The sequence below is a fragment of the Desulfuromonas sp. DDH964 genome (assembly GCF_001611275.1).
Lineage (GTDB): Bacteria > Desulfobacterota > Desulfuromonadia > Desulfuromonadales > DDH964 > DDH964.
Genome location: NZ_CP015080.1, coordinates 209,516 through 228,561 on the forward strand (window position 1 = coordinate 209,516; position 19,046 = coordinate 228,561).

The window sequence follows — 19,046 nt, forward strand, 5'->3', positions numbered from 1 at the left end:
CGACAATTGGCCGAAATGGTTGGGAAACACTGCCCGGTGATGGATTCTCTGATGCGAAAAATCGCTGTCTCTGGTAAGGTCGAGGTATTAAAGAGTTGTGAAACTTCCGAGCCGCCCAGGGTTGTCCTGAGTGAAATAGCAAGTGACCAGGGACGCCACGTCCCAAAGGCTGTTCCCTGTCCATGAAAGAGAGAACTATCATGATCGAAATTCGATTTATGTGCCGGCTCACCCTGTTCGCGTTGTTATTGGTAATCGCAGCTGTCGGTTCGGCGATGGCTCACGGCAAGGAGAAGCATTCGGAAAAAACAAAGATGGACCCGCACATGCAAGCGATGATGGCGGTCAAGGAAAAAGTGCCCGAGGAATACCGGATTATGGAGCGAACCCCAGTTGTTCCAGATGTGGAGTCCCTGGCAAGGGGCAAAGAGTTGTTCGTGCAGAACTGTGCTGTCTGTCACGGCGAAAAAGGGGACGGCAAGGGACCGGCAGCGGCAGCCTTACCGACCCCGCCTGCCAACTTTCTCGACACCCATCACAGCGGCATGTACAACCCCGGTGAGAAATTCTGGATCATCGGCAACGGCACCGAAGCGACCGGCATGCCCCCCTTCCCCGGGCTCGGTGCAGCCGACCGCTGGCACCTGATCAACCACATCCTGTCCCTGCAGCAGACTGAAACGGTTGAGGATCTTTTTACAAAGGAAGAGAAGAGGCACCACGACTGAGCGTTGGCTTTATGCGGGGACTCATCATCGCCCGGTTGCCCGCTGACCTCAGAGCGCCGCAATTACCCGCTGCAGTTTGTCCCGCACCTGTCCGGCAACCGCCCAGAGTTCCGGGTTGTCAATCGCCTGCATCGAGGCGAGGGGATCAACGGCTGATACTTCGATGACCCCTCCCGTCAGCTCACGCAGAATGACATTGCAAGGCAGCATGGTGCCGATTCTTGGTTCAACCTGTAAAGCCTGGTGTGCAAATTGCGGGTTACAGGCGCCGAGAATTTTGTAGGGTGTAAAATCAACTCCCAGTTTCTTTTTCAGAGTCGCCTGCACATCGATCTCGGTCAGGATCCCGAACCCTTCCTCCGCCAGCTTGCTGATCACCAGCGTTTCAGCTTCCGCGAAAGCCATGTTCAATTGTCGACTGAAATGATAGTCCATAGAATCATCTCCTCCCCAAACAACTTTTTTCAGTTTCAGAAGCGGACCTGTAAGCCTGCCCCCCAGCGATAATCTGAGTGCCACTGCGCCCGCAAAGAAAAATCCTTTGTGAGTGTGTAGGAGATCCCCCCAATGTACTCCCAGTAGCTGTCGGTATCGTATTGCACCAGTCCGTCCAGGGACAGGCGCGGCATGAGCTCGAACATTCTGGCAACGGTCACCCGGGCCTCGCCGTCGCTGCCGACAAAGGCGCTGGTTTCCAGCATGAACGGCAACAGGTAGCGCAGGCCGGCTACCGCCCGGTCCTCTTCAATGGCGTTACCGATATCGGCACCGGCAAAGACAGTGAAAAACCGATTGATGTAGCGATCCCAGGTCAGCAACGCCTCCCATTCGGTCTCATCGACCTGCCCCCAGCCGATTTCCCACTCGGCACTCAGATTGTTGCGGGTGTTCGCGGTTGTGACGAACCCTTCGCTCATGTTGCTGAGAATCTCCGCCTGGCCCCAGGCGTACGAGGAATCCTGGTAGAGCTTCGGCCTGATTGCCGCCAACTGGGGATTCAAGGTGAAATTTTCATAGCTGACCACCCGGGCCATGCCGCTCTTCATATGGTAGAGAAGATGGCAGTGGAAGAACCAGTCGCCGACCTCGTTGGCGTCGAACTCGATGACCGTGGTTGACATGGGGGCGACATCGACGGTGTGCTTGAGGGGGGCGTGATCCCCCTGGCCGTTGAGGACCCGGAAGAAGTGGCCGTGTAGGTGCATCGGGTGGTGCATCATGGTGCGGTTGATCATGATGAAGCGCACCACCTCACCTTCCCGGATGCGGATGGCATCGCTCTCCGAAAGAGGCTTGTTGTTGAGGAACCAGACGTAGCGCTCCATATCGCCGTCGAGGGTCAGACGGATTTCGCGAACCGGCTTGCCGGCCGGCAGGGAGGTGGAGCGGGGCGCGCGGAGCTTTTCATAAGGGGGCCAGGGGCGCGCGGCGCTCATGCCGTCGACTGCCAGCGGTCCCGCAGAGGAAACATCGGCAGCCAGGGGGCGAAAGTTTGAGCCAAAGCGTTTGCCGCTATGGCCAGCCGCAATTTCCCCTGTCGGTGCGTTCTGCATGGCCGGCAGCATATGCCCTGCATGCTCCGTCCCGCGCCCTTTTGCCAGTGATGTCACAGCCGTTTGCGGCTCGTCAAACAGGGACTCCAGCTCCGCTTGAGGAACCTCTTTAGACATACTGCCTGCCCTCATCTCTTGACTGCTGTGATCCATCCCGGGCATGACCATTGGCGCCATGCCGGAACCATGGTCCATCCCCTCCATCTCCATCGACATCCCTGCCATGCCCGGGGTATCGAATTTGCCGCCCCTGACCTCGTTGTCGCTCATCCCCATGGTCCCGGCTGGCGTCAGGACGAAGACCTGCCGAAGGCTGGCGCTCCCCATCCCCTGGTAGAGGTTCGGCTTCGGGATATCCGGCGCGGCGTAACGCTCTCCGGCGCCGAGCCAAATCGAGGCGTAGCCGGAGCCGTCCTGGGCGGTGGCGCGCAGTTCAAAGGCGCCGTCTGCCGGAACCCTGACCAGCACATCGTAGGTTTCAGCGATAGCAATCAAAAAGCGGGTTTCCTCAACGGGTTCAACCGGCTGCCCGTCGGCGGAGATGATGGTCATCGGTCCGCCGCTGTATTCCAGATAAAAGTTGGTTCCGGCACCGCCGTTGACGATCCGCAGGCGGAGCGTTTTACCACCCGCATCGGCCATGGTCAGTTCCGGTTGTCCATTGGCCAGAAAGCGGTCGTAGGAGATGTCCGCGATGTCCATGGCCGGCATCCGCTGCAGTTCCCGGGCGAAATAGTCGCCCAGCATGCCCAGTTTCATCGCTCCAAAAATGCTCTGGGCGCTCCCCTTTTCGAGCGCCATCCAGTCGCTCCCCCGTTTCAGGGTGCGCAGCACCTCGTGCGGTTCGACATCGGTCCAGTCCGACAGCATCACCACCCGATCGAGATCAGCGGTATGGTCTTCTGATCGCGGCAGAATCTTGATGGCACCGTAAACCCCGCTCTGTTCCTGCAGACTGGTATGCGAATGGTACCAGTAGGTGCCGCTCTGACGGATGGGAAATTCGTAAGTAAAAGTTGATCCGGGGGCAATCGGCGGGAAACTGACCAACGGCACCCCGTCCATCTCCGGCGGCACCAGAACTCCGTGCCAGTGCACTGAAGTCTCGATCGACATGGCGTTATGCACCCGGATACGCGCCAGATCCCCTTCGGTAAACTCCAACACCGGACCGGGGATGCCGCCGTTAACGGTCATCGCCTGTGCGGGGCGGCCGCTGTAGTTGACTTCATTTTCGGCAATAGTGAGGTCATATTCGACGGTTGCAGCTCTCGCCCATACGGGGCTCAGTAGCGTGGCTAACAGTAAAATCGTCGCGAGAGCTTTTTCTACGTGAAGAAACATCTGACGCCTCCTTGAATTTGCAAACTCAATAGATCCGCAAGGGGAAGGTCAAGCCCCGGATCTTTTTATTGGCATGATAGCTGTATAACAATAGCATGCCTCCTTTCAAATGGTACCTGCGTCCTGAGCATGACAGTAAAAGGTTCAATTTTTTTTATCAGGCTCATAATCCCGAATCTTGGGGTCAAATAGCTTAAATACTGGGACGAAGCAGAAAGGTCCATTTGTTCAGGGGGTGAAAGGTGTCGCTGACTACAGAAGGCTCTCAGAATGCGCGCTGTAGAATATCCGACGGTGCATTGAAGAAATTCCCTCAAATTCAACCCTAGTATGGCGATACCCTTGGGGTGGTGCTTTGAACGTGGAGCCAATAAAAAAAACTTTTGAAAGGGAAAATCGATGGTGATTCGTATTCGGTACCCAGACGGCCGCTTCGACATGGTTAAAGCGACTCGGCTTAACACTTTGATTGAAACTGAAGAGATAGAAGGATTTAAGCGCGCAAGTGGCTGGGTTGTTCTCGGCAGAGACCCTGTTCGAGGACAAGGTAATGACGAATTTTATCACGGTACCGAAAGGCGAGGGACGGCAGCCACAGATGTGTTGAGCAGCAGTGAAAACTTCTCGAAAAAACTTTTTCCTGAGGCTGCGGGTGTGTTGTGAAACCAGTATCTTCAATTTTCCTGAATTGATGTAAGGAAGCCCACGGGCCTTTACCTCCGTGGGAACGACCGAAATCCATTCAAGGGCTTTTGTCAAAGACAGGTTTTTTATGAATCTAACTCATATTAACTGCCTCGGTTGTGGAGCGCCAGTCAGCAGAGCGTATAAATTATGCTCACGATGTTGTCAGCTTCTGGGCGTGCACAGTCCATCTGAAGTGTACACCAAAAAGTCTGATCATACGGAAGTGCCGCCGCATGCAGATATGGACTTTGCCCTCTGGTTTTCCCTCCTCAGCCTCAGCTCAGTTTTCGTACTTGGGTGGTTAGCGCTGATAATAGTGGCACCGATTGGGTTTGAGCTTAGTCCGCTGATGGAGTGCCTTCGTTAGCTGTTCGGTTTTCTCGATGACAGATTCAAACCACCATTAACGCTTAAAGGAGATCAGATGAAAAAGTTCTTTCTAGTCGTCGGAGTTTTGTTGCTTATAGGATTCACTCTTACCTTAACAGGTTGTGTTCATTTTCCATGGCACGGCATGGGCCATTAGAGAATTGAACTCTCTCGAAAAAATAGAACAATCCCGGGAAGGTGATTGTGATCCACCATATATGGAAATATCGTCAAGTTAATTCTCGATCCAACCCCCGATACTGAATTGCTTCGGCCAAATGCGGTTCCCGGATATTTTCTTCCCCCGCCAGATCGGCAATCGTCCGCGCCACCTTGAGAATGCGGCTGTAAGATCGTGCCGACATGCCAAGCTTATCAACCACCATCTCCAGCAGTTTTTGCCCCGCTTCGTCGAGCTGGCAGAACTTGCGGATATGCCGGGCGGCCATGGCGGCGTTGGCGTGGAGACCATAAGAGGCTAGTCGCTCCCGTTGGATCGTGCGGGCCTTTTCTACCCGGGCGCGGATGATGGCTGATGATTCTCCCTCGACCGGATCGGCCAGATCCTTATGTGGCACCCTTGGGACCTCAATCTGAAGATCAATTCTATCGAGCAGTGGGCCGGAAAGGCGTTGCCGATAACGTTGGATGTCGTGCGGTGTACAAGGACATAAGTTACTGAAATCACCGAGGAATCCACACTTGCAGGGGTTTGAACATCTTTTACAAGTTTTCCAATTCACCTGAAACCCCGCACAAAATCGAAATTCCCTTTAAAATACAGATACCTAAGGAGCTTACCGAAGAACCGATCACCCTCGGTGATCACCTGCGCCGCCGCCGTATCGAGCTTGGCTTGTACCAAAAAAATGTCGCCGTTCAGATTGGAGTGACAACCTCCACCATCTGGAATTGGGAAAATAACTGGTCGTCGATCACATTGAGCTGCATGCCGAAAGTCATCAAGTTTCTCGGCTACAACCCGATCCCCTGCTCTGAAGACCTGTTGGAGAGACTGGCCTGGTACAAGCAGGTCAACGGGCTGTCTTTGGAACAGCTTGGAGCTGAAATGGACCGTGATCCCGAACAGCTGGCCGACTGGTTGACGGGAAGACATAATCCTTGTCGACGGAACAGGAGGACGGTTGAGCTATTTTTATCAGGTCACGCCCAAGAGCCTGGCGCGGTCCAGCGGTGAGGAGCTGCCTTGTCGGAAGAGAGTGCTGCGGCAAGTGATTGAATGAATTCTTTTCTGGCAAGGACGACTTCAGAGAAGCTATGAGGAACGTGATCCTGCCAAAGGCGTTTATGGAACACTGCCTACTGAGTCAAATAAGTCGAGTAAACGCCTCAGAATTTGAGTTGAATAGGCCTTCCCTCCCGTTTGGAAACAGGTGATTTTCGACTGACGAGCTGAAATAATGCCATTTTTCGACGAGAAGAAATGATTTTCGACTTATGGAGAAACGTTGGAACAAATGATTTTTTTATGAGCAGGCTGGCAGACATGCGGTAGCTCTGCACGAAATAAATACGCCTTTAACACGCCCAAACGGACATGAGAAAGAAATCCAATTTAACGACAAGGCGCGTCATCACGCCGGGTCCCGGACAAGATCACCGTGGGCACCAAACGTATGAAAACCAACTCGCCGACAAGCTCTACAAGAGTCTGGGTTACAATGACGGCAGGTGTTTCCACCCATGCATCCGGCAAGGCCAGGGCAAGCGGCAGCACCACCAAGGAATTGCGCGTCACCGAGCTAAAAATCAGTGCCCTGCCGGCCTTGGTATCCAGACGATAGACCTGCGCTGTCCAGCGTGCGAGGAGCGGCATAATGGCCATGAAGGCAATGTAAAGCGGTACAGCCTGACCAACGATAGGCAGGTATTCCCCGATTCTGTCGATCTGGGACGCCACAACGAGAATCAGGGTAAGCGCCATAAATGGCACCGGAAGCCACCCGGTCGCGACAAGCCAGGCTTGACCACTTTTCTTGCGCTTGGTCCAAATCTCGCTTGCCAGGGCCAGACCCAGAGGCAAAGCGATGAGCAAGAGAAATGCCTGCAGGAATGGTTCGGCGCTCATGACCCGTGCGGCCTGTCCACCCATAAATAACCACAGATACGCAGGCAGTAAGAGCATCTGAATCAAAAGCAGCATAGGGGTAGCCGCAAGCACAAGCCGCGCATTACCCTGACCGAGATGGGTAAAAACGATGACGTAGTCGATGCACGGAGTGAGCAGCACCAGATACACTCCCAGTAACAGTGGAGGGTATTCCGGTAAAAATTGCGACAATCCCCAGACCAGAGCGGGCACGATGACAAAATTGACGGTCAGCAGGGCTCCGGCAAATCGCCGGTTGACAAACGCCTGACGCAGCTGGAGGAAAGGAATCTGCACAAACATTCCGTAGAGCATGATGGCCAGCACGGGCGAGATCAGCAGTTCCAGACGCGCGCTCCAGACGGGTTGCCACAAGCCGAACCCTGCCCCGGTGGCCAGCGCCCCGGCATATAGCCAGACTTGATTTTCTTCCAGATTTTCTCTTGTCATCATTCCTGCAAACAGAGACATCAGCTCTGAACAGCCCCTGGCCCAAAGTCATTCAACAGTCGCAGGCTGTTGAACACAACCAGCAGCGTCGCCCCCATGTCGGCGGCAATGGCCATCCAGAGCGTGGCCATTCCGAACAGAGTCAGGACGATGAACACCGCTTTCAGCCCCAATGCGAAGCCGATGTTCTGCTGGATGTTGCGTAATGTCCGGCGGGAGTGACGGATCAGCCAGGGCAGCTTGGACAGGTCATCGCTCATCAGGGCCATGTCGGCCGTTTCCAGGGCTGCGTCGGTCCCCATGGCCCCCATGGCGATCCCGAAGGTCGCCGCCGCCATGGCCGGGGCGTCGTTGATGCCGTCGCCAACCATGGCCACGGTATTGTTTTCACGCACCAGCCGCCCGATCGCTTCGACCTTGTCTTCGGGCAGAAGTTCGCAGTGGTATTCCTCGATCCCGGTCTCGGCCGCAATCGCCCTGGCCGTACCGGCATTATCGCCGGTCAGCATGACGATCCGAGCGACCCCCGCGTCCCGGATTTCAGCGATGATGCGCGGGATATCTTCGCGCAGGCTGTCGGCGATGCTGATCAAGCCGCAGACATGGCTGTCGTTGCCGATCGCGACGACCGTATGGCCGGCGTCTTCCAGTTCTTCCGCCCGGGCATGAATCTCCGGGGTCTCCTGGCCTTTCTCGTGCAGCATCCGGTGACTGCCGACCCAGAACAACCTTCCCCCGATGCTCCCTTCGCCGCCTTTGCCGGGAAACGCCGTGAACTGCTCCGCCGGTTCAACTTCGATGCCGGCTTCGCGCGCTTTGCGCAAAATCGCCCTGGCCAGCGGATGCTCGCTGCCGGTTTCCAGCGCCGCAGCCCGCTCCAGCAGTTCCGATTCGCTGTGGCCATTCAGGGTGACCAGACGCTGCACTTCGGGTTGGCCGGTGGTGAGTGTCCCGGTCTTGTCCAGAGCCAGGACCTTAAGCCGCCCGGCTGCCTCCAGATAGAGCCCGCCCTTGATCAGCACCCCGTGGCGGGCGGCGGCGGTCAGCGCCGAAACGATGCTCACCGGGGTGGAGATCACCAGCGCGCAGGGACAGGCGATGACCAGCAGCACCAGGCCGCGATAAACCCCCTCAGACCAGGACAATCCGGCCAGCGGTGGCGACAGCAAGGCAAGGGCTACTGCGAGAACCAGCATGACCGGTGTGTACCGGGTGGAGAACCGATCCACCCACTGCTGACTGTTGGCCCGTCGGGTCTGGGCGCTTTCGACCATGTGAATGATGCGCGCCAGGGTGGTTTGGTCGGCGCTGCGGTCGGCGCGAAACTCCAGGGTCCCGTCCTGATTGATGGTGCCGGCGTAGACCTGGTCGCCCGGTTCTTTGGCGACCGGCATCGACTCGCCGGTGATCGGCGCCTGGTTCACAGAGGACCGGCCGCTGACCACTTCGCCATCCAGCGCAATCCGCTCACCCGGGCGGACCAGAACGATCGCGCCAAGGGGGACCTCCTCGACAGGCTTTTCGTGGATGTCGTCGTGCTCCGAACATCGGTAGCGGGCCGTGGCCGGGGCGAGATCGAGCAGGGCACCGATGGCATTGCGTGCCCGCTCGACGCTCCACTGCTCCAATAACAAAGAGAGAGCAAACAGGAAGGCGACGGTGGCCGCCTCAAACCACTCGCCGAGGATGAAGGCTCCGATCACTGCCGTCACCATCAGGAAGTTCATGTCCGGCCGCAGTCGGCGGGCAGCCTGCAGAGCCCGGGGAAGAACGTACCATGCCCCGCAAACGGCGGAGAGGAAGTAGAACAGCATGACGGCGGGCGGAAAAGCATGACTGTCACGATGGCCGCCGGACACAACGTCGAGCAGGCTGCCGTGTATGACCCCGTGGGTGACGAAGGCGATCAACAGGAAGGCTCCGCTTGCGGCGGTCATGACCAGCCTTCCGTGCTGCTGCCAGAACGTCCCCCTCTCCCGTGTCCGCCGTAGCTCCCACGGGGTGGCCTTCATGCCGGTGGCGCCGACCGCATGGACAATAGCGTCGGCGGAAAGGGCGTCGGGTTCGAACTCCACCGTCATCCGGGCATTGACAACGTCGAATTCCAGATCGATGATCCCGGGCATTCCCCCGACCTCGCGGCGCAGGATGGCGACCTCTTCGGAGCAATCCAGCCCCTGGATTCTGTAATCGATTCGTCGCGACATTTTTTATCCTCCTTTCCGAAGGAAATGTCCAATAGCCGCAATCAATGGCGATGACCGGACTTTGAGCTTCATGCGCGCGATGTTGGGAAAAATGCCCACACCTTGCGGGGCATGGGCCAATTCCATCGGAGGCTATCTGGAACAGTTATGGAGAAGTTCGCATTGATGTTTTGCAAACTATTTCATGACATTATCCCCCTTCCTTGGGTTCCTCGGAATTGAAGTGTGCGCCACTGAGAAATGGCGCCAGCCCGATGGATGATCAATTCAGGGGTATAACCGTCAGTATTTCTTCGACTATCCGCTACCCCCTGCAATCTCACTTTGGATATTTTGCGTCCAGCTCTGATTGGATCAATTGATACAACTGTTTGTAGCCAAAGGTCTGCAGTGGTTTGCCGTTGACAAAATAACCTGGAGTTTTTTGTACATTCAGTGTTTTAACGTCGGCCATGTCCTGTTCGATGATTTTTGCAATGGCAGGAGCATGCATATCATTTTTAATTTGTTCGATATCGACTCCTGCCCTGGGAAGAACGTCCCATAGTTTTTCCGGCTGATAATTGTGGTGGCTGGCCCAGACATTCTGGGTTTTAAACATAACCTCCAGGGTTTCCCAGTACTTCCCTTGCATTCTGGCGGCTTCCAGGATCTTGACAAAATTGTCAGCGCCATCATGGAAGGGAGCGTAACGCAGCACGAGTTTGATTTTGCCGGGATTGTCAGCCATGATTTTTTTGATCAAGGGAGCAAAGGATGCGCAGGTTTCACAGGCCGGATCCATAAACTCAACCAGATAAACTTTGGCATCGTCACTGCCAAGAGTTGGCGAATGATCTCTGACAAAAAGATCAGCGTTTTGTGATGCCATAAAACCGTACTTTTCAACCTGCTGGCCCTTGTAGTAGTTGCTGCCGGCAATGAAGGCAATGGCGAGGACTATGCATGTAATTCCGACAAGTGCGTACTTCATTTGGACGTTCTCCTCTTCAAAATGATTAACAGGGTTACGAGTGTTGAAAATGCGAAAAATGACATCATCGGGATCGAGACGAAACCGAACAGTTCAATATATTTTTCCGTGCAGGAAACTCCCTGTGAGCAGGGCTGGATGTTCGCGGGAATAATTCCGGCATAGAGCAGGGTGTGATAAAGGGCAATCAAGCCACCCGCGATAGTCAACGGCAGGGCGTATCTGATGACACTTTTGTCAAAAGCTGGGAAAAGACCCGCCGCAAAAATAAAAATTAAAGGGAACAGGAAAATCCGCTGATACCAGCAGAGGACACAGGGTTCATATTCCAAAACAGAACTGAAAAAGATGCTGATCGTGGCTGATACGCTGACCAGCAGCCAGCAGAGGAACAGCAGCGTCCAGTTGGTATTTGTTGCTTTGTCAGGTTGTGCCATATCTAAAGACTCCAAAGTCTGGCGATGTTGAGATAAAAAGAGCCGGCTCGTGCCGCTTTTCAGCCAGGAACTATCCCTGTACCGGGATATACCGGTAGAAAAACATGGTGATCGGCCCCAGCAGGCCGAACATGAGCATGATGCCAACCGCGATCAACATAATTCCGGTGCCGATTTCAATCTTCCGCATGTGGTTGCGCAGCCGCTTGAACACACCCAGAAATTGATGAAAGAGCAGTCCCGAGAGCAAAAAGGGCAGCCCCAGTCCCATGGAGTAGAAGGTCAACAAAATGGTACCTTCGCCGACCTGACCGGAGGTTGCCGCAACCATTAGAATCGAGGCCAGAATCGGCCCGATGCAGGGGGTCCAGCCGGCCGCAAAGGCAATTCCGATGATGAAGGTGCCAAAATAACCGGCCGGTCTTTTATGCAGGTGCACCCTTTTATCGCCGAGCAGGGCGCGAAAGGGGAACAGACCGGTGGTGTGAATGCCGAACAGCAGAATCAACAGGCCGCCGATCTTGGCCACCCAGTCCAATCCCTCGCGCAGGAGGACCTGAATCTGGCCGGAAGCGATGCCGGCAATCGCGCCGAGCAGAATAAAAATACAGGAAAAGCCGAAGACAAAGCAGAGGGTATGGAGGAAGACCGTCAAACGCACCCTGGCACCGGGGTGGGCCTCATCCAGTTGTTTGAAAGATAGACCGGTAATATAGGTCAGGTATGATGGGATCAGCGGCAACACGCAGGGCGAGGCGAAGGAGAGAATCCCGGCGGTAAAGGCGATCCAGTAAGTAATGTCGGCTGTTTGCTGTAACAATTTGCTATCCTTTGGTCAAATTTTTGAAATAGGCGACCGTTTGCGGGCTAGACCAGTCGATGACGCCGATGACCTTCTGGTCGACAATGCCGTCCTTACGGATGATGAAAGATTCCGGGAATTTGTAGACGCCGTATTGTTGCTGCACGGTGCCCCGGTCATCATGGAGGATGGTAAAATCATGGGGATTTTTCTTGAGGAAATCAGAAACCACAGCGCGACCGTCCTTCTCCACATTGATCGCCAGCAGGACAAAATTTTCGTCGGCCATCAGCTTGTTCAGCCGCGACATCGAAGGCATCTCTTCTTTGCAGGGCGGGCACCAGGTCGCCCAGAAATTCACCAGGACGACTTTGCCGCGCAATGCGGAGAGGGAGACCTTGTTGCCGTTGGTGTCTTCGAGCTGAAAGTCCGGGGCCGGATCGCCTGCAACGACTGTTGTCGTTGAGGGAAAGTTGAAGTAGTTGTAGACACCGACGCCGATAAACACGAGGAATACTATCGAGATCAAATAACGCATAATCTACCTCTCTGCTGTCACTGTTTATGATTTTTTCTGTTTTTCAGGATGCAGTTCACCCCTAAAGCCAACTATGAAAAATTGAAAAAATGCCCGCACCAGATGTGCGGGCGATATCAGGAGGAAAAACGGAGAAACTATCAGCTTCGAAGGCCGAGGTTTTTACATGCAGAGGCCTCGCCGCCAAGTGCATGGTATCGGCGCCGAGTAACCGAGCCTTCGGGCGAAACGGAATCGAGCCTGAGATGGAAAGGAACATCCTTGCACCCCTTGCGTTCCGAACTCAGTCCCGCCCCTCTTGTCGGCTTCTGTTCAACCACCGCCCCGTCAGGGGTGATCACGTCCGCCTCGATGTGGCCGGACAAGTGAACTCGGTGATGGCGACGCAGATGGGGGAGCGAGCCAACAAGGCCAATCCTCCATTTTTGCACCTTCACAGAACCCCTCATCCTCCAGCTTGTTGGAAATAGTCGGCTTGGGCGAGCCAAGCCGACCCCGTTTTCTCAGACGGCCCCTTCGCCCTGCTCGCCGTTACTGATGCGTACGGCCTTTTCGAGGTTCGCGACGTAGATCTTGCCGTCCCCCTTGAGGCCGGTGTGGGCCGCCCGTTCGATGGCGGCGACCACAGCCTCGACCAGGTCATCCCTGCAGCAGATCTCCAGCTTGACCCCCGGTGGTCGGTTGGCGAAGACATCGAGGTCAGCGTCCCGATCATGCCACCCCTTGCCAACGCCCTGCATGGAGAGGATGCTTACTCCCGTCAAGCCTTCGACTTTGCGCAGGGCAAGTATAACCTCGTTCAGTTTATGTCGTTTGATGTATGCCTTGACTTCCTTCATGGCTTAAATCTCCCTTTCGACCTTGACGGCGAACCATTTATAAAGCGCCGGAATAACCAACAATGTCAGGATGGTTGAGGTCACCAGACCACCGACCACCACCGTGGCCAGGGGCCGCTGCACCTCGCTCCCCGTACCGCTGGAAAAGAGCAGCGGGATGAGCCCCAGGGCGGTAGTGATGGCGGTCATCAGCACCGGCCGCAGGCGCAGACAGGCCCCTTTGACCGATGCTTCATCCATCGTTACTCCGTCCCGCAGCAGCTGATTGAGATAGGTGACCAGTACCATGCCGTTCTCCAGGGCGATGCCGAACAGGGCGATGAAACCGATGGAGGAGGGGACCGAGAGGTTCTGACCGGTGAGCCACAGGCCGACGATGCCGCCGACCAGCGCCAGCGGAATATTGAGCAGAATCAGGAAGGTGTTTTTGAGCGAGTTGAAGTTCATGAACAACAACAGCAGGATGACCAGCAGGGTCACCGGCACCACGAGGGCCAGGCGCTTGTTGGCCTGCTGCTGCAGCTCGAACTGCCCGCCCCAGTTGACCAGGTAGCCGGCCGGCATCTGCACCTTTGCCTCGATGGTCCGTTGCCCCTCGGCGACAAAGGAGCCGATGTCGCGTCCGCGCACGTTGGTCTGCACTGTGATGAAGCGCTGGTTATTCTCTCGGGTGATCTGGCGCGGGCCGACGATCTCCTCGATGGCGGCGAGCTGGTCGAGGGGGACCTTGGCCCCGCCGGGCGCTTTGATGAGGATATGCTTGATGGCCTCGGCATCGGCGCGGGCCTCCTCGGCAAAACGCACGAAGATGTCGAAGCGGCGGATCCCCTCGAAGATTTGGCCGGCGGTCTCGCCGCCAACGGCAGTGCGGATGACACTCTGCACATCCTCGACATTGATGCCGTAGCGGGCGATGGCCTTGCGGTCGATGCGGATACGCAGCTGCGGTGTGCCGGTCACCTGGTCCTTCTGCACGTCGGCGGCGCCGGGAATCTCCCGGATCACCGCTTCGATCTCGGCCGCCTTCTCCTTGAGCACCTCCATGTCGGGGCCGAAGATCTTGATGGCAAGCTCGGCCTTGGTGCCGGTGAGCAGCTCGTCGACCGCTGCGGCGATCGGCTGGGTGACGTTGAACTGGGCGCCGGGAAAGCCTTCGAAAGTCTCGCTGATGGCGGCGTAGAGCTCATCCGGGTTTTCGGCGCTGGTCCACTCCTCCTGCGGCTTGAGGGCGACAAAAGCTTCGGCGCTGTTGACCGGGTCGGCGTGGGCGCCGACCTCACCGCGCCCGACGCGGGTGACGACCCGGGTCACCTCGGGGAAGCGGGCCATGAGACGCTTTTCGAAGCGCTGCATGGTCTCCTTCGACTCCTCGAGAGAGATCGATGGCGCCATGGTGGCGCGGATCAGCAGATCCCCCTCGTCGAGCCGGGGGACGAACTCCGAGCCGAGTCGCGGGAAGATCAGCAGTCCTGCAACCAGCATCGCCACGGCCAGGCCCACCGCGATGGAACGATGGCGCACAAACAGGCTGACCGCCGGGCGATAAGGAAGCAGCAGCCAGCGCACGATCCAGGCCTCCTTGGCGCCTTCGCCCGCAGCCACCGATTTGGGCCGACGCATCAGCAGATGCGAGGCGACCGGGGCCAGCAGCAGGGCGTAAAGGAGCGAACCGAGCATGGCCAGCGAGACCGTGTAGGCCAGCGGTTTGAAGGTCTTGCCTTCGACTCCCTGCAGGGTGAACAGCGGCAAAAAAACGATGATGATGATGGCGATGGCGAAGATGATCGGCCTACCCACCTCGGCGCAGGCGCGGCTGACGATGGCCAGACGGGAATCGTCCGGGTCGGCCTCACGCAGCATGCGGTCGACGTTTTCCACCATGACGATGGTGGCATCGACCATCATGCCGATGGCGATGGCGAGGCCCCCCAGCGACATGAGGTTGGCGCTGATGCCGAAGACCTTCATCAGGATGAAGGCGAAGAAGATCGAGAAGGGGATGGAGAGGGCCACCACCAGGCTGGCGCGCAGGCCGCCCATGAAAATCAGCAGCACGCCGGCGACCAGCAGCACGCCGAAAATCAGTGAATCGGTGACCGTCTTCACGCATTTGCCGACCAGGGTCGCCTGGTCGTAGTAGGGGACGACCCTGACCCCTTCGGGGAGCACCTGGTTGATCTCGTCCAACTTGGCCTTGACCTCGGTGATGACGGTGGAGGTGTTGGTGCCGATCAGCTTGAGGACCATGCCGACCACCGCCTCGCCGGCCCCGTTCATGGTCGCCAGGCCGCGGCGGATCTCGCCGCCGATGACCACGTCGGCCACTTGTTCGAGGTAGACCGGCGTGCCGTCCTGGACCTTCAGCACGATACGCTCCAAGTCGTCGATCTTCTCGGCCAGGCCGACTGAGCGCACGATGTACTCCTCGGCGTTCTGGACCAGGAACTGGGCGCCGACGTTGCCGTTGTTGGCTTCGACCTTCTCGACGATCTCGCCGATGGCGAGATCAAAACGCAACAGATCGGCGGGACGCACCCGCACCTGGAACTGCTTCACCTCGCCGCCCAGGGAGAGGACCTCGGTCACGCCGGGGACGGTCTGCAGGTTGAATTTGATCAGCCAGTCCTGAATCTCGCGCATTTCCTCGGACGTTCGTTTTCCGGTTTCATCCTCGAGGACGTAGAAGAGGATCTGCCCCAGGCCGGTGGCGATCGGACCCATTTCCGGGTCGCCGAAGCCTTCGGGGATCTCCTCGCGGGCCAACTGCAGCCGCTCGTTCACCAGCTGGCGGGCGAAGTAGACGTCGGTGCCGTCCTCGAAGTAGACGTTGATCACCGACAGGCCGAAATTGGAGACCGAACGAATCTCCTTGAGCTCGGGCAGACCGTTCATGGCGGTCTCGACCGGGTAGGTGACGTACTTTTCCACCTCCTCGGGAGCGAGGCCCTCGGTTTCGGTGAAAACCTGAACAAGGGCGGGGGTGACGTCGGGAAAGGCATCGACCGGCAGCTGTTTATAGCTGAACCAGCCGGCCGCCAGTACCAGCACGCCGAGGACGCTCATCAGCAGCCGGCTGTGCAGAACAAAACGGATTAGTTTTTCCATAAAGATTCGTATCTCCAGTTCCCCAGGCCGATCAAGGATGCCCAGATGCAAGGCGCCAGAAATCCTGAGGAATAAGGCGTACCCGGAGGGTACGTCGTTGACGAAGGATGAGGGCAACGCCGCAGATGGGCGTTTTTCATCGGCCGACTAGTGGTTATGGCCGTCGCCGAAGGCGCCTTTGGAGAGTTGCGCCTTAAGAGTGAAGGCCCCCTGGCTGACGTAGGTCTGTCCGGCCTCGAGCCCGGAGAGAATTTCCACCTGGTTGGCGTTCTTCTGCCCCAGCTCCACCGGGCGCGGTTCAAAACCATCTTCGTCCTGAACGAAGACCACGTTACGCTCCTCGAACGTCTGCAGTGCGCTTTTCGGAACGACGATGCCGGCCGCGGTGTTCCCCACCGCCACCCGGGCGGTCACGAACAGGCCCGGACGTAGGGTCCCCTCGGGGTTGGCAAGGACCACCCGGGCCTTGGCGGTGCGGGTCGCCTCGCCAACCAGAGGACCGACCCAGGCGATCTTGCCGGAAACCTGGGGGATGCCGTGACCGATCTCGATCACCACGGTTTGTCCCTGACGAATCAGGGTCAAATCCTTCTGATAGACGTTAATATCGACCCAGACCGAGGAAAGGTCCGCGATGGTGAACACCTCGGCGTCGGACTTGGCGTTTTCCCCCAAGGCGAGGTGTTTTTCGGTGATGGTGCCGGCGAAGGGCGCACGGATCTCGAAGCGGGTGTAAGTGGCGTCCGGATGTTCGGGCAGGCTCTTCAGGTAATCCTCGGAGAAGCCCAAGGCGTGCAGTTGCTGCTCCGCCGAGTTCCTGGCAATGCGCGCCTCGGCGAGGGCCCGGCGGGCATCGAGGTACTCCTGCTCGCTGGAGATTTTTTTCCGCCAAAGGCGCTCCTCACGGTCGAAATTGGCCAGTGCCAGCTTCTCACGTTCGGCTGCCGCCAGGAAGGCAGCCTTGGCATCGGCCAGTTCGCGGCTCTCGATGACGGCCAGAAGCTCGCCGGTGTTGACAGCGTCGCCGACGGTCCGGCGCACCTCGCGCACGATGCCGGGAACCCGAGGAACGACGTGGGCCAGCCGGTCGGCATTAAGGACAATTTCGCCGGGCAGTTCGGCATACTGATCGAGTCGGCCGGGTCCGGCCGTTGCGACCTCGATACCGAACTCCTTCAATTCCTCCGGCGAAAGGCGCACCACTTCTTCCCCGCCATGCTCATCGTGCCCTTCCGCGCCGCCGTGGTTATTTGCTTCCCCCTCGTCTTCGTCGTGGTCTGCGTGCTTGTCCTCTTTGCCCGAGTGGTCCTTCTCGCCCGCAGCGGTTGCCTGCGCCGACTTCTTAGCCGCGCTTTCCTTGTGGGTTTCAGAGGCGTCTTGCCCGTTGCAGCCGGGAAGAAGAATCAGGGCGGTGAGCAGAGCCAGTGCGGCAAATCCCCATGCCTTGGGTTGGGTGATCGATTTCATGTGATTTATTTCTCCTGTCCATTATTGACGATGTCTGCTTCGAGCGGAGCTCCAATGAGGCGCTCCACCTCGGCCCTAGCCTGATGGTAGGCGGTGAGAGCATCGAGGTATTGGCCCCTGACTTCAAAAAGGGTGCGCTGCGCGTCGAGAACTTCGAGGAACCCGAACTTCCCTTCGCGGTAGCCGAATTCGGCGGCATCGAATGACTGTCCGGCCGCCGGCAGGATCTCTTCCCGAAGAGTTCTGGCCTCAACGAAGGCGGCGCTCAGGTCCCGGTAACCGGCAGCCAGAGAGGCGACGGCCTGGCTGTAGGCGGACCGGCGTTCTTCGCGAGCCTTGCTGCGGGCGGCTCGAGCCGCGGCGATCCCCCCCTGATTCCGATCGAACAGGGGCAGGGGGATGGAAATGCCGGCGACGAAGGCATTGTCATTGCTCGCCTGAAGATTGCGATTCCCGGCGAACAGGGTCAGGTCGGGGATGCCGTTGGCGCGCTCCAGGGCTAGCCGGGCGTTGCGCTGTTGTTCTTCGGTTTTCCAACGGGCGACGTCGGGGCTCTGTTCGAGGAGTGAAACCATCTGCTCCTGGGAGGGGACGGGCGCGATGCTCTCCAGGGTGCCGACGGCGCGCTCGAACGTGGGAGCCTCATTCCCCCACAGAGCGGTCAGCTCCTTGCGCGCCGCTTCCAGCGCTACGCGGGCCCGGTCCTGGGCGACGCGAGCGGCGGAAAGGGGGACTTGTGCCCGGGCCTGCTCCACCGGAGAGACCTTGCCCGCTTCGACCCGTTCGCTGACCGTGCGGTAAAAGCGATCGGCCAGGGCGGAGAGTTCGTCGGCCTGAACGAGGCGTTCCTGCGCCGCCAGGACGGCGATGAAAGACTTGGCCGTGGCGGTCAGGACATCGAGCCTCCGGGTTTCGAAGTCCCATCCGGCCAGGTTCGCCTCCAGGGCAGCGGCCGCCCGGCGTTTGCCGCGCTTGCCCCCCAGTTCGACGAGCTGGCTCAGAGTGACAGTGGTTTCGGCCGCATCGGTTCCGGAGAACTCGTCGCCTCCGGCGAAGTTTTCCATCTCGATGCCCAGTTCGGGATTGGGCAGGAGGCCGGCCTGCAGGGCCTCGGCTTCCTTGACCCGCACCTCCCAGGAGAAGGCGGCCAGGTCCGGGTTGTGCAGCAGGGCCAGGGAGAGAGCCTGGCGCAGGGTCAGCTCATCGGTGACGGTTGCAGCGGTCGGTTCGGGAATCGGGGTTTCGGATGCGGCGAGGGGCAGTTCTCGGCCAAGGGGGCGCGGTTCCGGCAGAGAGCCGGAATTCGCGGCAAACCCGTTGCCACAGGCAATCACCAGCCAGAGAGCGCCCGTTCCGGCCACAAAAGTGGTCAAACGCATGGAGGAACTCCTTCAGATTGTATTGGTCGATAATTGGGAAAAAACGGGGCGACGGCTG

Annotated in this window: 16 protein-coding genes; 3 read left to right on the forward strand and 13 right to left on the reverse strand. The window is 57.9% G+C overall.

Translation table 11 applies throughout. The features are described 5' to 3' along the window. The first annotated feature begins 200 nt into the window (after positions 1-200). Positions 201-728, forward strand: coding sequence for a c-type cytochrome (locus tag DBW_RS00990; protein ID WP_066722961.1), 528 nt, complete (start codon positions 201-203; stop codon positions 726-728). 48 nt (positions 729-776) lie between these two features. Here DBW_RS00990 and DBW_RS00995 read toward each other — a convergent pair whose 3' ends face one another. Continuing rightward, positions 777-1,163: a DUF302 domain-containing protein gene (locus DBW_RS00995; protein WP_066722964.1), complete on the reverse strand. Its 387-nt coding sequence runs from the start codon at positions 1,161-1,163 to the stop codon at positions 777-779. Between the two features lie 35 nt (positions 1,164-1,198). Next, the gene (locus DBW_RS01000) at positions 1,199-3,625 is read right to left on the reverse strand and encodes a multicopper oxidase domain-containing protein (protein ID WP_066722967.1); all 2,427 of its coding nucleotides are present in this window, start codon (positions 3,623-3,625) and stop codon (positions 1,199-1,201) included. 399 nt (positions 3,626-4,024) lie between these two features. Between DBW_RS01000 and DBW_RS17945 the strand changes: the two genes are divergently transcribed. Next, a complete protein-coding gene (locus DBW_RS17945; RefSeq protein ID WP_197463694.1) occupies positions 4,025-4,288 on the forward strand; it encodes a GSU3473 family protein in 264 nt (87 codons plus the stop codon). A gap of 623 nt (positions 4,289-4,911) precedes the next feature. Here DBW_RS17945 and DBW_RS01005 read toward each other — a convergent pair. Then, positions 4,912-5,424, reverse strand: coding sequence for an ATP-binding protein (locus tag DBW_RS01005; protein ID WP_066729594.1), 513 nt, complete (start codon positions 5,422-5,424; stop codon positions 4,912-4,914). Here DBW_RS01005 and DBW_RS01010 point away from each other — a divergent pair. Next, on the forward strand, positions 5,394-5,879 hold the full coding sequence (locus DBW_RS01010; protein ID WP_066722970.1) for a helix-turn-helix transcriptional regulator: 486 nt from the start codon (positions 5,394-5,396) through the stop codon (positions 5,877-5,879). The genes DBW_RS01005 and DBW_RS01010 overlap by 31 nt on opposite strands. A gap of 378 nt (positions 5,880-6,257) precedes the next feature. Here the strand turns inward: DBW_RS01010 and DBW_RS01015 are convergent, their stop codons facing one another. From DBW_RS01015 to DBW_RS01060, 10 genes are all read right to left on the reverse strand, one after another. Next, entirely contained in the window at positions 6,258-7,244 is a 987-nt protein-coding gene (locus tag DBW_RS01015; protein WP_066729596.1) for an arsenic resistance protein, read from the reverse strand. 17 nt (positions 7,245-7,261) lie between these two features. After that, complete coding sequence (locus tag DBW_RS01020; protein ID WP_157471670.1) at positions 7,262-9,448, reverse strand: heavy metal translocating P-type ATPase; 2,187 nt, start codon at positions 9,446-9,448, stop codon at positions 7,262-7,264. A 319-nt stretch (positions 9,449-9,767) separates the two neighbouring features. Beyond that, positions 9,768-10,421: a DsbA family protein gene (locus DBW_RS01025; protein WP_066722973.1), complete on the reverse strand. Its 654-nt coding sequence runs from the start codon at positions 10,419-10,421 to the stop codon at positions 9,768-9,770. Continuing rightward, positions 10,418-10,858 (reverse strand): disulfide bond formation protein B, encoded by a 441-nt coding sequence (locus tag DBW_RS01030; RefSeq protein WP_066722976.1) that lies wholly within the window; start codon positions 10,856-10,858, stop codon positions 10,418-10,420. Before DBW_RS01030 ends, DBW_RS01025 begins: the two co-directional genes overlap by 4 nt. Positions 10,859-10,928: 70 nt before the next feature. Beyond that, positions 10,929-11,678, reverse strand: coding sequence for a cytochrome c biogenesis CcdA family protein (locus DBW_RS01035; protein ID WP_066722979.1), 750 nt, complete (start codon positions 11,676-11,678; stop codon positions 10,929-10,931). 4 nt (positions 11,679-11,682) lie between these two features. Then, positions 11,683-12,198, reverse strand: coding sequence for a TlpA disulfide reductase family protein (locus tag DBW_RS01040; protein ID WP_066722982.1), 516 nt, complete (start codon positions 12,196-12,198; stop codon positions 11,683-11,685). 503 nt (positions 12,199-12,701) lie between these two features. Continuing rightward, entirely contained in the window at positions 12,702-13,037 is a 336-nt protein-coding gene (locus DBW_RS01045) for a P-II family nitrogen regulator (protein ID WP_066722985.1), read from the reverse strand. Positions 13,038-13,040: 3 nt separating this feature from the next. After that, entirely contained in the window at positions 13,041-16,142 is a 3,102-nt protein-coding gene (locus DBW_RS01050; RefSeq protein WP_066722988.1) for an efflux RND transporter permease subunit, read from the reverse strand. A gap of 147 nt (positions 16,143-16,289) precedes the next feature. Then, complete coding sequence (locus DBW_RS01055) at positions 16,290-17,609, reverse strand: efflux RND transporter periplasmic adaptor subunit (RefSeq protein ID WP_066722992.1); 1,320 nt, start codon at positions 17,607-17,609, stop codon at positions 16,290-16,292. Between the two features lie 5 nt (positions 17,610-17,614). Further along, the gene (locus DBW_RS01060) at positions 17,615-18,988 is read right to left on the reverse strand and encodes a TolC family protein (RefSeq protein WP_066722995.1); all 1,374 of its coding nucleotides are present in this window, start codon (positions 18,986-18,988) and stop codon (positions 17,615-17,617) included. Positions 18,989-19,046: the final 58 nt, after the last annotated feature.

Bases quoted from the DNA above. Each gene is read 5' to 3' on its own strand.
- DBW_RS00990 (WP_066722961.1), top strand. From the start codon at position 201: ATGATCGAAATTCGATTTATGTGCCGGCTCACCCTGTTCGCGTTGTTA.
- DBW_RS00995 (WP_066722964.1), bottom strand. From the start codon at position 1,163: ATGGACTATCATTTCAGTCGACAATTGAACATGGCTTTCGCGGAAGCT.
- DBW_RS01000 (WP_066722967.1), bottom strand. From the start codon at position 3,625: ATGTTTCTTCACGTAGAAAAAGCTCTCGCGACGATTTTACTGTTAGCC.
- DBW_RS17945 (WP_197463694.1), top strand. From the start codon at position 4,025: ATGGTGATTCGTATTCGGTACCCAGACGGCCGCTTCGACATGGTTAAA.
- DBW_RS01015 (WP_066729596.1), bottom strand. From the start codon at position 7,244: ATGATGACAAGAGAAAATCTGGAAGAAAATCAAGTCTGGCTATATGCC.
- DBW_RS01020 (WP_157471670.1), bottom strand. From the start codon at position 9,448: ATGTCGCGACGAATCGATTACAGAATCCAGGGGCTGGATTGCTCCGAA.
- DBW_RS01025 (WP_066722973.1), bottom strand. From the start codon at position 10,421: ATGAAGTACGCACTTGTCGGAATTACATGCATAGTCCTCGCCATTGCC.
- DBW_RS01030 (WP_066722976.1), bottom strand. From the start codon at position 10,858: ATGGCACAACCTGACAAAGCAACAAATACCAACTGGACGCTGCTGTTC.
- DBW_RS01040 (WP_066722982.1), bottom strand. From the start codon at position 12,198: ATGCGTTATTTGATCTCGATAGTATTCCTCGTGTTTATCGGCGTCGGT.
- DBW_RS01045 (WP_066722985.1), bottom strand. From the start codon at position 13,037: ATGAAGGAAGTCAAGGCATACATCAAACGACATAAACTGAACGAGGTT.
- DBW_RS01050 (WP_066722988.1), bottom strand. From the start codon at position 16,142: ATGGAAAAACTAATCCGTTTTGTTCTGCACAGCCGGCTGCTGATGAGC.
- DBW_RS01055 (WP_066722992.1), bottom strand. From the start codon at position 17,609: ATGAAATCGATCACCCAACCCAAGGCATGGGGATTTGCCGCACTGGCT.
- DBW_RS01060 (WP_066722995.1), bottom strand. From the start codon at position 18,988: ATGCGTTTGACCACTTTTGTGGCCGGAACGGGCGCTCTCTGGCTGGTG.